The sequence below is a fragment of the Arcticibacter pallidicorallinus genome (assembly GCF_003002875.1).
In the GTDB taxonomy this organism is placed as follows: Bacteria; Bacteroidota; Bacteroidia; order Sphingobacteriales; family Sphingobacteriaceae; genus Arcticibacter; species Arcticibacter pallidicorallinus.
The window spans coordinates 96,764-112,575 of sequence record NZ_PVTH01000002.1 but is presented as its reverse complement, the minus strand read 5'-3'; the positions used below and the strand labels follow the sequence as shown (position 1 = coordinate 112,575).

Here is a 15,812-nt window from a genome sequence, read left to right as displayed (position 1 = left end):
ACCGCGCAAGTGAAGCTTATCAAAAGAATTCTTGCCAATGATAGCGATACAAGCCGGAGAACAAGTATAATAGCTTTGCCCGCTGCGGCTTACTCCCAGGAAACCGGACTGGAGTTCGGTGGCCTTTCCATCATTTCTTTTTATACGGATAAACTGGATACAACAACACGGAGTTCAACCATAAACGGAATCGTTACTTTTACTACAAAAAAGCAAAGCAATTTTGTAGTAAAGCCCGATATCTGGACTTCCGGCAACAAATACCATTTCGCCGGAACTCTACGCTACAAAAAGTTTCCTTTCGATTTCTATGGCGTCGGCAGTAAAACACTGCAATCACAAAAGGATCCGATCGAACAACGTCTCATCGTAGTAAGTGCGGAAGCTGAAAGAAAAATTACCAATGGGCTATACGCAGGTTTTAACGCTGGCTTCGAGAACTATGAATATAGCGACAAACAATCGGGCGGTGTTTTCGATTCCGACGGCTATCATCTACAAAGTTCAGGGAAAGTTCTTTACCTCGGTACTTCCATCATCCTTGACACGAGAAATGCGGTCAACTACACCACAAGTGGGAATTATTTAAGGCTAAATTATTCGTACGCCCCTAACTTCTTCGGGTCAGATAATTTTACCGGAAGCTTGATAAAGGCAGATTACAGAAACTTCCGAAGCCTCAACGAAAAAATGGTCCTAGGCTTTCAATCTACATTTCAGGGCCTGTATGGCAAGAAACTTCCATTTTACCTGCTGCCACAACTGGGCAACGATCAAATCATGAGAGGTTATTACACCGGCAGGTACCGGGATCAAAATCTGGTAACAGCCCATGCTGAACTTCGTTACCGCTTTGTCAAAAGATTCGCGGCTGCGGCTTTCGGAGGAACTGGCACCGTATTTAAAAACAACGACTTTCGCTTCTCCGATTTGAAGCCCAACTACGGAGCGGGAATCAGGTACTTCGCAGATCCGGGACGCGGACTAACGCTGCGGATGGACTATGCCGTGGGTGAAAAGCGTCCGGGCGAACCACGGCAGACGGGTTTCTATCTCGCGCTGGCAGAAGCCTTCTAAAATTTAACTTTAAAATCCTCCTTGACCTGTCCCCGCTTAAAGTAAACTACACCTACCCAGAACAGATCGATGCTGACCGTAACCTGAGGGTGCGCCTTAATTTCTTTCCAGGCCTCTTCCATACCCTTACTCCAATAGATATCATCAAAAATAAGTACGCTTCCTTCGTGTACTTTAGGAAGACACCATCTGAAGTAGTTCAATGTAGCCTCTTTTCTGTGATTACCGTCAATGAAGACAAAATCCAGCTTGTCAACCTGATCTATAACTTCAGGGAAACGCTCATCAAAATCACCAGTCCTAACCTCGGCATTATGCACATTTAACGCGTCAAGATTCTCTTTCGCAACAGCGGCCGTCTCGGGGCAACCTTCAATACTGATGATGTTTGCTCCGGTTCCCGCTTTCGCCATGTAAGCGGTAGTCAATCCCAAACACGTTCCAAGCTCGATAATATTTGCGGGCTTATGCTCGTTAACTAGTCTGTATATTAATTGTGCTAGTTTAGGCGTCTTTAACGCGTTTTTGGCAAGTTGCTTTACCTGCTTCTGCTTATTATTATTGACATGAGAACCTGCACCGAGGTCAGTGATCGTTATAAAACGTTCATCTTTTAGTAGCTTCTCCCTTAACGACTCAATTTCCCGGTATTCTTTCCGGGGTTTGAAGTTATAGATGACCTCGTCAATCAGGCGGTATACAAACGGCGAATGTACACCATGGCGCGTTTTTGCAGTCAGACGATGTTTAATATAAGATTTGAGTAGCTGAGTATTAATCATGAGGGCACAAAATTAGCTAAATTCGATTTAAAACATAGATTAGTCAATGAATAAGGAATTAGAAGCACTGGTTAAGTTGCTGGATGACCCCGACGAAGACATATCCAGGCATGTAGAAGAACGATTATTGTCTTACGGAAATGGAATAATAGGGTTCCTTGAGTCGTCATGGGAGCATTCGTTCGATGGTCTTGTTCAACAGAGAATAGAGAATCTCGTACATAAGATCCAGTTTTCCGATGTAAAAAACGAGCTTAAGCTTTGGTATCAGAGTGGAGCATTTGATATCCTCGAGGGGATGATCATCATTAACCGGTATCAATACCCCGACATGGATCCTCAGAAAATCATTAACCAGATAGAAGAGATTAAACGGGAAGTCTGGATGCAAATGATCTATGAGATGAGTCCTGCTGAAAAAGTTAAGCTGATCAACCACGTATTTTACCAGGTTTTTGGTTTCTCCGGCAACACAAGCAACCATCAGGACCCGAACAACTCCTACATCAGCCAGGTTCTGGAGAGTAAGAAAGGCAATCAGATATCACTCGCAGTGATCTATTCGATTATTGCACAGAAGCTCGACATCCCCATTTATGGAGTAAACCTGCCTCAGCATTTTATTCTCGCCTTTGTGGACGAAGCGGAAGACACCCCTGCAGATGAACAGATCGTCTTTTATATCAACGCTTTTAATAAAGGCTTCATTTTTGGCAAAAGAGACGTCGACTCTTTCCTGAAGCAATTGAATTTGAAGCCGGAGAAGCATTACTATGAACCTTGTTCCAACCTAGACATCATTAGAAGGGTGTTAAGAAACCTTACATCCTCCTATGTAAAATCGGGGAATGAAACCAAGGTTCAGGAAATTGCTGAATTAATTGAGGCTGTCGAAGGGCAAGCCCCAACCCTCTAAACACAGAGGGTTGACACTTAAAACTCCATCAAATACGCTTTCAAAAACTCGTTCAGATCACCATCTAAAACAGCCTGGGCGTTAGAGGTCTCATGATTGGTCCGAAGGTCCTTGACTAATTTATAAGGGTGCAGTACATAGTTTCGAATCTGCGATCCCCATTCTATTTTTTTCTTTGAACCCTCTATCGCCGCGGTGGTCTCCATTCGCTTGCGAAGCTCCGCCTCGTATAGTTGCGACTTCAACAAGCGGATTGCGTTTTCCTTGTTCTGCAACTGCGAACGAGACTCCTGGTTCTTGATGATAATACCAGATGGCTTGTGATACAGACGAACAGCAGTCTCGACTTTGTTCACATTTTGTCCTCCTGCCCCACCTGAGCGGAAAGTTTCAAACTCGATATCAGCCGGATTAACATCTATTTGGATCGTATCATCAACTAATGGATATACATACACAGATGCAAAGGAAGTATGTCTTTTGGCATTTGAGTCAAATGGTGAAATCCGCACTAGACGGTGTACTCCTGTCTCTCCTTTCAGATAACCATAAGCAAATTCTCCGTCGATCTGTAGCGTAACCGATTTGATCCCCGCCACTTCACCTTCCTGCAAATCCTGCTCAGATACCTTGTAGCCATTCTTTTCTGCCCACATGATATACATTCGCATAAGCATGTATGCCCAGTCACAGCTTTCCGTTCCCCCGGCACCGGCTGTAATCTGTAGTACGGCATTCAACTGATCTTCCTCTGAGCTGAGCATATTTTTAAACTCCAGCTCACCTAGAATCTCGAGCGTATTGGCATACTGCTCTTTCAGTTCCGCCTCATCGGCCTCGCCTGCCTGAAAGAACTCCAGCATGACCGCTGTATCTTCAATAGCCGTTTCGACCTTGATAATACCGTCTGTCCAAACTTTTTTTGATTGTATAGAGTGCAAAACTTTCTCTGCATTCTTAGGGCTGTCCCAGAAATCAGGCGTCAGTGATAATTCCTGCTCCTGATGTAATTCATCTAGCTTCCGGTCAATGTCAAAGATGCCTCCTCAGGGAAGCTGCTCTATCCCTCAAATCCTGCAATTGTTCTTTAGTCATGGAGCAAAGGTAGAAATTAAAAAAGGAGTTTTATATTCGCTTAAAATAAAAGCCTATGCTTCCTAAAGTAAACTTCACAGATACAAAATCTTACCAATATCTTTCTGATCATCTGATCGACATCAGCGAAAAACACTTAAAAGAGCTGTTTGCCGAAGATCCTTCGCGTTTTGAAAAATTCTCGATTGAATTCAATGATATCTTGCTCGATTATTCTAAAAATCGTATTACCGACAAAACGATGGCCCTACTCATCCAGCTGGCGAACGAATGCGGATTGGAAGAGGCGATCAACGCGATGTTCAATGGCGAAGCGATTAACGAAACGGAAGGACGCGCTGTTCTCCACACCGCCCTCCGTAACCAGAGTAACTCGCCGGTTATAGTCGATGGCCAGGATATCATGCCCGATATAAACGATGTGCTCAGCAAGATGGAGCAGTTCACCGACTCAGTAATATCCGGCTCCTGGAAGGGTTATACCGGAAAACCGATAACCGACGTGGTAAACGTAGGTATAGGAGGTTCTGATCTGGGCCCCGTGATGGTTACTGAAGCACTTAAGGCCTACAAAAATCACCTGAACCTCCACTTTGTTTCCAATGTGGATGGTACGCATATTGCCGAAACGCTAAAATCACTGAACCCTGAGACGACACTGTTCCTCATCGCCTCCAAGACCTTTACTACTCAGGAAACGATGGCTAATGCCCATTCCGCGCGGAAATGGTTTTTAGAGTCAGGCGCTTCAGAAGCAGACGTAGCCAAACACTTCGCAGCACTCTCTACCAATGCAAAGGCAGTTGCTGAATTCGGAATCGATACCAATAATATGTTCGGCTTTTGGGATTGGGTGGGTGGCCGATATTCCCTGTGGAGTGCAATAGGCACCTCTATAGCGCTTGGAATAGGCTTCCAAAACTTTAAATCACTCTTATCGGGCGCACATGCGATGGACACGCATTTCCGCGAAACAGAATTTGAGCAGAATATACCAGTTATCCTGGCACTTTTAGGAATATGGTATAACAACTTCTTTGAGGCTGAAAGTCATGCCATCCTTCCTTACGACCAATATATGCACCGCTTCGCAGCATACTTCCAGCAAGGAGACATGGAGAGCAACGGTAAATACGTTGATCGCAACGGAAATGCAGTGAGCTATGAGACCGGACCAATCATCTGGGGAGAACCCGGAACGAACGGCCAGCATGCTTTTTATCAGCTTATTCATCAGGGTACTAAGCTGATCCCTTGCGATTTTATTGCTCCGGCACAATCACATAACCCAATCGGCGACCATCACAATCTGTTACTTTCTAACTTCTTCGCTCAAACCGAAGCCTTAATGAATGGCAAAACCGAAGAAGAAGTTACTGCAGAATTGAAAGCCGCAGGAAAATCGGATGTAGAGATTGCTAAGCTGGCCGCTTTCAAGGTATTCCTTGGAAACAGGCCTACGAACTCATTCTTGATTAAGAAGATCACGCCAGAAACGCTCGGAGCGATGATCGCCATGTATGAGCATAAGATCTTTGTGCAAGGAATCATCTGGAATGTCTTCAGCTTCGACCAGTGGGGTGTTGAGCTAGGCAAACAGTTGGCAAACAAGATCCTGCCCGAATTGAAAGATAACCAGCTCATACAGTCACACGACTCATCAACAAACGGACTCATCAACAGGTACAAGAACTGGAGATCTTAATAGAGTGTTATAAAAAAGGCCGAACTTAAGTCCGGCCTTTTTCTTTTACTGCACTTCTTTAAGTCTTATTTCAAACATCGTATTCCACTTCTTCCCCGTAACAAATAACCGTTTGCCCTTGGCGTCCCAAGCTATTCCATTCAGTACATCGGTATCTTCGGAACGGTCTTTGGCAGGAAGAAGACCTGTCATATTGATATCTGCTGTAACAGCACCGGTAGATGGATCGATCCTTACGATTCTGTCATACTGATAAACATTAGCATAGATTTGCCCATCGATCCACTCCAGTTCGTTCAAACTATCAAGTGGTCCATTCTGATCATATACCTGTATGTAGCCTTCTTCTACATAGCTGTCCTTGTTAAGCGTATAAATCCGGTTTGTCCCGTCTGACTTGTAAATCTTATTGCCGTCGAAACAGAGTCCCCAACCCTGTTGACTCTCCTGATAAGGAAATTCCGCAAGCTTCTCAAAACTGTCTTTATTATAAACAAAGCCGATACGGTTCTCCCAGGTCAGTTGAATAAGTTTGTCTCCCACCAAAGTAAGTCCTTCAGCAAAAACGTTATCCGGCATATCCAAGTTCTTCAACACTTTACCGCTGGCCGGATCAACCTTTCGAAGACTTGAACCACCTATATCACCTTCAGATGCGTATCCGCCGTCACTTTCATAAAAAATCCCGTCCTGATATTCCAGCCCTTGTGTATAAGCAGATGGATCATGCGGAAAGGTGTTTACAACCTCGTAAGTATATCGGGTCGGATCCTTCTCTGGCAAGACAACAATGTTAGTCGTTGTTTCCTTTACGTTCTCACCATTGTATACCCGGGCTGTTACAGTCCGGATTCCCAGAGCCAAAGATTGCGAAGAAACCTTCAAAGAACTGGTGTCCAGTTTACTTCCAACATAGGTTGTATCCAGCAAATACTGCACGGAATCAAAAGACCCCGCGTCGCCGGATAATTTCAATGTAATTTCACTTCCCTTCTTCACCCTGCTTCCTTCCTCAGGAAGCAGAAAATAAGCCGAACTGGTCAGCTCTCTTTTACATGAAACAAATACCGAAATAAACAAGACAAATAGAACAACAGCTTTTTTCATCAAATACTAAAGTTAACAAGGACCTAACCCCAAAAGGCGTCCTCAATATGATTAATTCTATATTTACCCCGTTCGTCGAAAAGGACCGATACAATATCAAAACGCACTTCGCCCCTGTAATCGTGCTGATAAATATAGCCTTCGGCGGCCCACTGCAGGCGTTTTTGCTTAGAAGGCGAAACAAAGTCTTCCGGCAATCCAAATTCCGTCCCCGAACGTGTTTTAACCTCCACAAACACTATATAACGATCAATAGAAGCGATTATGTCTACCTCTGCCTTCCCAAACGTCCAGTTCATCGCTATAATCCGGAACCCCGAATCTCTAAGATAATCAGCTGCAAGCTCTTCCCCATATTTTCCAAGCTGATTATGCAGGGCCATTACTTTACAACTACAGAGCCTAAAAAGTTATTGATCCCCTTCTCAACCTCTTTCACTCTCAAATACCGCTGCATCAGAATCATCTGGTTATCTTCATCTTTTTCGTTCTGTATCTCATCGCGAATGCTCTTCAGAATATCGTCAACCTTTCTCTTTTTCAGGTGGAATATTCCACCAAGAATAGTTGCCCGCATATTCTCCGTCTCATTCTTAACATAGATCTTCCGCTTTTCATACCAGTTATCACTGAGCACATACGGTGATGATATCAGCGAAACCGCAAGATCCGCGACGCGTTGATCCTGACTCTGAATAAAATCCTGAACCGTCGGCAACTCACCTTGTTCAATACGGGATGCATATTCGTCAATGATGGTTTTGCATACGACGTCTTCAAAGGATACATCCGCCATATTGGAGATCACATAAGGAGCGATATAAGTATCTGTTATCCCATCCCAATGCACCAGTTCATGACCATAAGTGAGTAACAAACGCACAATCTCCTTCTCCTGAAGCTGGTCAACCGCACGCAGCTCGTTACCAAGATCAACTTCATCGGGGGGTGGCAATGGCACAGGCTCTTCATGTCGGGGAGCTTTCAGCTTGCCCTGCCTAAGCTTGTTAAGTTCCGTAATCAGTGATCGCTCATCAATCTGCATGAGCGAGCTGCACTCTCTGACAAATACAGATGCCTTGATGCTGTCCGGAATCTTGGCAATGCTCTCCACTACCTCCCTGATTACCCCGGCCCTTTTTATAGGATCGTTGCCAGCATCTTTTAATAAAACTGATGTCTTGAATAAAATAAAGTCCTTCTGATTCTTTTCAATATGGCTTTTAAAGGCGGCACTACCCAGACTATGTACATACGAGTCAGGGTCATGTCCGTCCGGAAACAACACCACCCGTACATTAAGTCCTTCTTCCAGGATCATATCAAGCCCACGCAAAGAGGCCTTTATACCCGCGGCATCACCGTCATAAAGAATAGTGATATTTTTGGTAAATCGACCTATTAAGCGGACTTGTGCGGATGTCAATGATGTGCCTGATGAAGCAACAACATTTTCGATTCCGGCCTGATGTACAGACAATACATCAGCATATCCCTCAACGAGATAGCAGTTATCTGCATCGCGTATAGCCTTCTTCGCGAAATAAAGACCATATAGAACGTCCGACTTATGGTAGATCTCACTCTCCGGTGAGTTTACATATTTAGGAACCTTTTTGTCAGTCTTGAGCGTCCTTCCGCCAAATCCAATGATCCTGCCAGTGAAGCTGTGTATAGGAAACAACACCCGGGCTCTGAATCTGTCGTACAGCCTCCCCTTGTCGTTCCTTATTGCCAGTCCGGCTTCTTCGATAAAATTCTCCTTGTAACCTTCTTTGAGGGCAGTCTCGATGAACGCATCCCATGAATCTGGTGAATAACCAAGCTCAAACTTCTTCAGAACATCATCACGAAAACCACGTTCCCGAAAATAACCCAGCCCGATGGTCTTCCCCTCTTCAGTGTTCCACATGACATCCTGGAAGAACTTCCCGGCACGCGCCGAAATTACATAAAGACTTTCACGGCGCTGATCGGCTTCCTGCCTCTCCGGAGATTGAATAACCTCCTCAATCTCAATATTGTACTTATTCGCTATGTATCGTAAAGCTTCCGGATAAGATGCTTTCTCATGGTCCATGATAAACCGCGTGGAGTCACCACCCTTTCCACAGCCAAAACATTTAAAGATACCCTTGCTTACGGAAACGTGGAAGGATGGAGTAGCTTCATTATGAAAAGGACACAAGCCGATGAGACTGGTACCTCTCTTCTTGAGATGCACAAAGTCACCCACCACCTCTTCAATCCGCGCTGCCTCAAGGATCTTATCGACTGTCTCTTTTGGAATCATAAAAAAAACCTGCTACTTTTCTTTCTTATAGCCTTTATGGAGGATCAGGAAGCTTGCTCTTTCTTCTTTCTTCAATGGAATATCCCAGTTACCCTGGTAAGATATCTTGGTCGGCAAAATCGATTCTCCATTGTCAAAATACCCCATTTCGATGTTCATCTTCACATCAAAATCAAATGCCAGATTCCCATAGTTCATATCAACGGAACGGCCCAGGATCTGCATATTTCTTTTGTCGAAGATCGTATTCAATTCCTTGATCATGAGACCCCGTTTCGTCCATCCCGACAAATCCTCCTTAACCTTAACCCTGAATGTGTAAATGGGAATGGAATCCAGATAGGTTCCGTTGAAAAAGGTATAATCATAGTACTGCCTCATGTTGGCGCTAAAGATCTGCGTCTTATCGCCGATAATCGGAACGCCCTTTACCGGTTTTCCGGGAGTAAAGAGAAGCGTCTTAAGCTTATCCTTATAAGACTCGTTGCCTTTCTTTTTACTATCATCAGAAGTCTCCGCTTTTACGAAGTCTGAGTTATAGGCGTTCATGAAGATATAGTCAAACATCTCGACGGTATATAACTGATATTTACCGTTCTTCTTCAATAACTTACCGCTATCCTGCTTAGCCACAACTTCCTGGCGGTATTTTCCGGAATTGTTATGAAAGATCTTACGGTAGATCTTTCCTTCTGTTCTGTTTTTCTTATCGAAAGTGAACACACGATTTTCCGCTGTAAAGCTGTAACGCTTCATATTTCGGAAAGCCTCGTAGAAGCTGGTGTCAGAAGTAACCTTGTTGATAAACATCTGCACATTGATCCTCTCACCGACAATGCTTACTGCAGAATCCAGTTGCACGGTGAGTACTGTGTCCGGATTAAAGCGCTTAAATTCCTGCGCCTGTACTGCACTAACGATCATTAAAAGAAATAAGATCAGTCTTTTTATCATTTTAATTTCCTAAACGCTTTATTGCCAGATAGGCCATTAAGCCTGTGCTGCATACTAGGGCAGACTCATCAATATCAAAAGTTGGAGTATGCACCGAAGAAGTGATACCTTTTTCCTCATTTCGTATACCCAGTCTATAAAAACACGCATCCGTTACCTGAGAATAATAAGCGAAATCTTCGGCAGCCATCCAGATATCCAGATCTTCAACGTTTTCTTTCCCAAGATAGTCTTCAGCATGAAGACGTATCTCCGCAGTCAGCTTTTCCTCATTAATCAGGAACGGATAACCGTTTACAATATTAAATTCACAGGTTCCGCCCATACCTTCTGCGATAGATTCAGCCATCTTTTTCATCCGCCGGTGCGCTTCTGCCCGCCACTTCTCATCCAGTGTCCTGAACGTCCCCTCCATGTACACCTCGTTAGGTATTACATTGGTTGCCCCATTGGCAATTACCTTTCCGAAAGACAAAACAGTGGGCAAGCGGGGGTCCGCAGCGCGACTGACAATCTGCTGTAGGGAAACAATAATATTTGCGGCTATAACTACAGGATCAATATTTTGTTGTGGTTGGGCACCATGTCCACCTTTACCTTTTACAGTTACATAGATCTCATCCGTAGATGCCATGTACTTCCCCGCCCGCATACCAATCTTACCAGCCTTAATCAGCGGCATGACATGCTGACCTAAAATAGCCTGCGGTTTCGGATTTTCGAGTACTCCCTCCTGGATCATCATATTGGCACCCCCTGGAAGCTTCTCCTCACCCGGTTGAAATATCAGCTTAATCGTCCCTCCGAACTCTGCTTTCAAGCTTTGAAGAATGCGCGCTGTTCCCAGGAGCGAAGAGGTATGGACATCATGTCCGCATGCATGCATCACACCCTCGTTTTTCGATTTATAAGGAACATCGTTTGCCTCGGTTATCGGCAAAGCATCCATATCGCCACGAAGCGCAATAACCTGGTCAGAGGGTTTATCTCCTTTTATGATACCGACCACTCCGGTACCGGCAAGAGGATGCCACTCGATCCCCAGCTCATCCAAACAGGACTTCACAAATGCAGACGTTTGGTATTCCTGAAACGATAGTTCAGGGTTAGAATGCAGAAAACGGCGATGTGTAATTACATCGCCGTGAATACTCTCCGCCAATTGCCGGATATTGTCTTTTAGCATCTTATTTATTCTAAGCCCGCACCATGACAGTTTTTATATTTCTTGCCACTTCCGCAAGGACATGGATCGTTTCTACCAATTTTTTGCTCTGCACGTACAGGCATCTGCTTCTGAGTTTCGCGGGTATCTTCCATACCTGGCATACCACTTGGATCATTTGCAACCGCGGCAAGTTCAGGTTTTGAAACCTTCAGATTCGAGAGGTCTTGCTTAGGCTGAGGTCTTGCTTCACGCACATCTTCAGATTCCTGCATCGGAATTCCGCCTTTATACAAGAAACTAACCACATCCTTATTCACAGAGATCAACATCTGCTTGAAGAGATTAAACGCCTCCATCTTATAGATTACCAATGGATCTTTCTGCTCATAAACAGCATTCTGTACAGACTGCTTAAGCTCGTCCATCTCGCGCAAATGCTCTTTCCAGGCATCGTCAATCAAAGCCAGAACAACGGTCTTCTCAAATACCCTGAACACTTCGCGACCGTTAGATTCTACTGCCTTCTTCAGATTAGCAGTAACCTGCAGTCCGCGAATGCCATCAGTAAACGGAACGATGATATTTTCAATCATATCCCCGCGCTCCTGATATACCTGTTGCAATACAGGTAACGCCTGTGCGGCTATCGATTCTTTCTTTCTCGCATAGAACTCAGAAACCTTTGCAAAGAGACGATCTGTTAGTTTAGCAATGGATGTTTCGGCAAATTCCTTATGATCGATCTCAGCATCCAGTGAAAACACACGAATGATCTCCAGCTGGAAACCTTCATAATTCGCAGTCTCCTTGTATTCAGACACAATATCCTCTACCGTATCGTAGAACGTGTTGCTCAAATCCACCTCCAGACGTTCGCCAAATAGAGCATTACGCCGTTTTGTGTAAACCACAGTACGTTGAGAGTTCATCACGTCATCATACTCCAGCAAACGCTTACGTATACCGTAGTTATTCTCCTCCACTTTTCTCTGTGCTCTCTCAATCGAACGGGTGATCATAGAATGCTGAATCACTTCGCCTTCTTCGATTCCCATCCGAAGCATAATATTTGCAATCCTTTCAGAACCGAACAAACGCATCAGGTTATCTTCCAACGACACGAAGAACTGAGATGATCCAGGGTCACCCTGACGTCCCGCACGACCACGCAACTGGCGGTCAACACGTCTGGATTCATGGCGCTCAGTACCCACAATCGCCAAACCTCCCGCAGCTTTCACACCTTCGCCAAGCTTAATATCCGTACCACGACCAGCCATATTTGTAGCGATCGTAACCGTACCTGCAGTACCTGCTTCTGCAACAATGTCTGCCTCTCTCTGGTGCAACTTCGCATTCAATACGTTGTGCTTGATACCCCTAAGTTTCAGCATCCGGCTCAGCAACTCCGAAATCTCCACTGATGTGGTACCCACCAGAACCGGTCTGCCCGCCTGGGTCAAAGCAGTGATCTCGTCCGCAACCGCATTATATTTTTCACGCATGGTCCGATAAACCTTATCCTCCATGTCTTTACGCTGATTCACAACGTTAGTCGGAATTTCAACAACGTCTAGCTTGTAAATCTGCCAAAGCTCACCCGCCTCAGTAACAGCTGTACCCGTCATACCACAAAGCTTGTGGTACATTCTGAAGTAGTTCTGTAGTGTGATGGTCGCGTAAGTCTGCGTGGCATCCTCAACCTTAACATTTTCCTTAGCCTCAATAGCCTGGTGTAAACCATCAGAGTAACGACGGCCATCCATGATACGACCGGTCTGCTCATCTACAATTTTGATCTTACCTTCGTCAATGATATATTCAACATCACGCTCGAACAAAGTGTAAGCCTTCAGTAACTGGTTAACAGAGTGTATACGTTCAGACTTGATGGAGAAATCACGCATCAACTCATCTTTCTTAGCGATCTTATCCTCATTGCTCAAAGTTGATTTCTCGATATCAGCAATCTCCGTACCTACATCCGGCATCACGAAGAAGTTCACATCTTCACCTGATGTAGTGATCAGCTCAATACCTTTCTCCGTCAGCTCAACCTGATTATGTTTCTCGTCAATAACGAAAAATAACTCAGCATCTGCCTTAGGCATTTCCTTGCTTTGATCCTGCATGTGATAGTTTTCACTCTTCATCAGGATCTGCTTAATACCAGACTCGCTCAGGAACTTGATCAACGCTTTGTTCTTAGGTAAGCCACGGTGAGCACGCAATAAGGCTAAACCACCCTCTGTAGGACCGGTCTTGCCTTCAGCGATAAGCTTCTTGGCTTCATTCAAAACTCCGGTTACATAATTCTTTTGAACATTCACCAATCTTTCGATCCTTGGTTTAAGGTCGTAAAACTCATGTTCGTCACCTTTAGGAATAGGTCCGGATATGATCAAAGGAGTACGGGCGTCATCGATCAATACCGAGTCAACCTCATCCACCATCGCAAAGTGCAGCTTGCGCTGTACCTGGCTCTCCCTGTTCTGAGTCATATTATCTCTCAGGTAGTCAAAGCCGAACTCATTATTTGTACCGAAAGTTATATCTGCCAGGTAAGCTTTACGACGCTCAGGAGAATTCGGCTGATGTTTGTCAATACAGTCTACAGACAAACCGTGAAATTCAAACAATGGACCATTCCACTCGGAGTCACGTCTTGCCAGATAGTCATTCACCGTAACGATGTGCACGCCGTTTCCAGCAAGCGCATTCAGATAAGCAGGTAAAGTTCCCACCAATGTCTTACCCTCACCAGTCGCCATTTCGGCAATCTTACCCTGGTGCAAAACAATACCACCAATCAGCTGAACATCATAATGCACCATATTCCAGGTAACCTCTGTTCCTGCGGCCATCCATTTATTATGGTGAATCGCCTTATCTCCCTCTATAACAACGTTCGGCTTGCGTGCGGCGAGCTCCCGGTCAAAATCCGTAGCTGTTACAACAATTTTCTTGTTCTCAGTAAGTCTGCGGGCCGTTTCCTTAACCACTGCAAAGCCCTCAGGAAGAATATCCATCAGTACCCGCTCCAACTCTTTATCACGATCCTTGATCAGCCTGTCAATCGACTCATACAGGTCAGTTTTCGCATCCATCGAAAGCTCTGGAGCCTCCGCTTGTTCTTTCAGGCTCGATATTTCTTTGTCGATCTCAGCGAGAGCTTCCTTGATGATATTTTTGAATGTGAATGTCTTTCCCCTCAACTCATCGTCCGATAAGATCGCCAGAGTTGGGTAAACCGCTTTGATCTTTTCAACGATAGGTTGAATCTGTTTTATATCGCGATCAGATTTACTTCCGAATAATTTATTTAAAAATCCTAACATGTGTAATTTAATAATGGTCTGAATTGACCAACAATTGCGCCATCATAAAGCGCATCAGCCAATTTGACATAATAATGAGCGAAATTAATGATTTGGATTGATTTAGAAGAGGGTTATCACCATTAAATCACTCCGACACCTTTATTGTTAAGCGGGATCAGATACAACGGTTTACCACATTCCATAATAATAGGTAAACTACACTCATCTTCCCCGAAGCGTCTTGTAAGTTTATTAAATAGTTAGAGAGGCGGCCGTTTACAAGCCTTTGGTCAGAGAATAAATCTATCGTCGAACTTAAAAAAGGCCAGACTTCGTCTTTATTTAAAATAGCAAATAGCTATTACCTCGTATATCTCGAAGATATATATGATCTGCCGAATGCTGCCTTAAACGAAAGCCAAATGGAGACAAGACTGAGGCAGGAGTTATTAAAAAAATACTACGATCGTATACAGCAGCAATCACAATTAAATATAGAACAGGAAATCCTATCTGCGACATTTAGTAGAATAAATTCATCCAAATCTCTAAGCACGCTTGAGAAGAAAGAATTTTCAGACCTATTAAAGAAGGTCATAGCCAGTTACCGACTGCCTAATGAACATAAACAACTGGTTCTGGTAGAAGATTTTATCACCTATTACAATAGCTTACCGGTGAGGGCCCCTTTAAAAAATCCAACTAATATTCAGCATTGTCTATCCACCATAGCTTACAGCCCCTTTACCAAGGCAGATGCCGAAAAATTCGGTTTGAACAAAGACCCTAAGTTTATTCTCGACAAAAAGAACTTTAAAGACCAGCTGGTGTATACCAAATATGAAAAGGAGCTCTTGGCAGACACACTTCCTGTTTCAATCGCCGAAGTGGCTCATAGTTATGATTCGATAAAGATGAAAATGATTAAACCGACTCATGTGAGATATTCGTTATTCGCCTTTCGCAATAGAGAAGATGCCATGTCGGGGAAAATAAAACTTCAATTCTCCGGAGATAACGATAAATCCGTACTAAAAGGCTTGATCACCTCCAAACGGCATCAAAAGGTTCAATTTGATAGCAAAGCCTTTCCTGATACATTGAAAAGACTATTATTTTCCATGAAGGCAGGACAGATCTCTTTTCCCGTCGCTGTCAACAATGATATTATCATAATGTTAAAAGAAGAAGAATCCGGCAGTAGATTACCAGATTTGATAGAAGTTAAGCCATTCGTTATTCGAGAGATTAAAAAAAGAAAGATGCTTCTCAAAAAGAAAGAGGAGCTTTTGAAACTGACTAAAATCTATCCAAAAGAAGATCGTATAAATTACTCCCTCTTATAAAACGACTTTTCCCGCATTCCGCCTCCACCCTTAGTGGTGATCCTTATGC

Annotated in this window: 12 protein-coding genes; 4 read left to right on the top strand and 8 right to left on the bottom strand. The window is 44.1% G+C overall.

The window, feature by feature from the left end; translation table 11 throughout:
- The first annotated feature begins 9 nt into the window (after nt 1-9).
- Complete coding sequence (locus tag B0I27_RS03285) at nt 10-1,077, top strand: BamA/TamA family outer membrane protein (protein ID WP_245925420.1); 1,068 nt, start codon at nt 10-12, stop codon at nt 1,075-1,077.
- Here the strand turns inward: B0I27_RS03285 and B0I27_RS03280 are convergent.
- The gene (locus tag B0I27_RS03280) at nt 1,074-1,859 is read right to left on the bottom strand and encodes an O-methyltransferase (RefSeq protein WP_106291411.1); all 786 of its coding nucleotides are present in this window, start codon (nt 1,857-1,859) and stop codon (nt 1,074-1,076) included. The two genes, B0I27_RS03285 and B0I27_RS03280, sit on opposite strands and share 4 nt — an antisense overlap.
- Nucleotides 1,860-1,905: 46 nt before the next feature.
- Here B0I27_RS03280 and B0I27_RS03275 point away from each other — a divergent pair, with 46 nt between their 5' ends.
- A complete protein-coding gene (locus B0I27_RS03275) occupies nt 1,906-2,775 on the top strand; it encodes a transglutaminase-like domain-containing protein (protein ID WP_106291409.1) in 870 nt (289 codons plus the stop codon).
- Nucleotides 2,776-2,792: 17 nt separating this feature from the next.
- Here B0I27_RS03275 and prfB read toward each other — a convergent pair.
- A protein-coding gene (gene prfB, locus B0I27_RS03270; RefSeq protein WP_146133079.1) for a peptide chain release factor 2 occupies nt 2,793-3,870 on the bottom strand; the annotation gives its coding sequence in 2 pieces (ribosomal slippage) (nt 2,793-3,809 and nt 3,811-3,870; 1,077 coding nt in all).
- A gap of 55 nt (nt 3,871-3,925) precedes the next feature.
- On the opposite strand from prfB, the gene pgi reads away from it, so the two are divergent.
- Nucleotides 3,926-5,575 carry a glucose-6-phosphate isomerase gene (gene pgi, locus B0I27_RS03265; protein ID WP_106291405.1) on the top strand — a complete coding sequence of 550 codons (1,650 nt, stop codon included), beginning with the start codon at nt 3,926-3,928 and terminating at the stop codon, nt 5,573-5,575.
- A 45-nt stretch (nt 5,576-5,620) separates the two neighbouring features.
- Here pgi and B0I27_RS03260 read toward each other — a convergent pair whose 3' ends face one another.
- Genes B0I27_RS03260 through secA form a run of 6 tightly spaced genes read right to left on the bottom strand, consistent with a single transcriptional unit; the run spans nt 5,621 to nt 14,435 of the window.
- Nucleotides 5,621-6,682 (bottom strand): glutaminyl-peptide cyclotransferase, encoded by a 1,062-nt coding sequence (locus B0I27_RS03260; RefSeq protein WP_106291403.1) that lies wholly within the window; start codon nt 6,680-6,682, stop codon nt 5,621-5,623.
- A gap of 23 nt (nt 6,683-6,705) precedes the next feature.
- Entirely contained in the window at nt 6,706-7,065 is a 360-nt protein-coding gene (locus B0I27_RS03255) for a YraN family protein (RefSeq protein WP_106291401.1), read from the bottom strand.
- Nucleotides 7,065-8,975: a DNA primase gene (gene dnaG, locus B0I27_RS03250; RefSeq protein WP_106291399.1), complete on the bottom strand. Its 1,911-nt coding sequence runs from the start codon at nt 8,973-8,975 to the stop codon at nt 7,065-7,067. The genes B0I27_RS03255 and dnaG overlap by 1 nt, the downstream gene beginning before the upstream one ends.
- Nucleotides 8,976-8,987: 12 nt before the next feature.
- The gene (locus B0I27_RS03245; RefSeq protein WP_181276664.1) at nt 8,988-9,929 is read right to left on the bottom strand and encodes a hypothetical protein; all 942 of its coding nucleotides are present in this window, start codon (nt 9,927-9,929) and stop codon (nt 8,988-8,990) included.
- Nucleotide 9,930: 1 nt separating this feature from the next.
- Nucleotides 9,931-11,115 (bottom strand): M20 metallopeptidase family protein, encoded by a 1,185-nt coding sequence (locus B0I27_RS03240; RefSeq protein ID WP_106291397.1) that lies wholly within the window; start codon nt 11,113-11,115, stop codon nt 9,931-9,933.
- Nucleotides 11,116-11,120: 5 nt separating this feature from the next.
- Nucleotides 11,121-14,435: a preprotein translocase subunit SecA gene (gene secA / locus B0I27_RS03235; RefSeq protein ID WP_106291395.1), complete on the bottom strand. Its 3,315-nt coding sequence runs from the start codon at nt 14,433-14,435 to the stop codon at nt 11,121-11,123.
- A 404-nt stretch (nt 14,436-14,839) separates the two neighbouring features.
- Between secA and B0I27_RS03230 the strand changes: the two genes are divergently transcribed.
- Nucleotides 14,840-15,763 carry a peptidylprolyl isomerase gene (locus B0I27_RS03230; protein ID WP_106291393.1) on the top strand — a complete coding sequence of 308 codons (924 nt, stop codon included), beginning with the start codon at nt 14,840-14,842 and terminating at the stop codon, nt 15,761-15,763.
- Nucleotides 15,764-15,812: the final 49 nt, after the last annotated feature.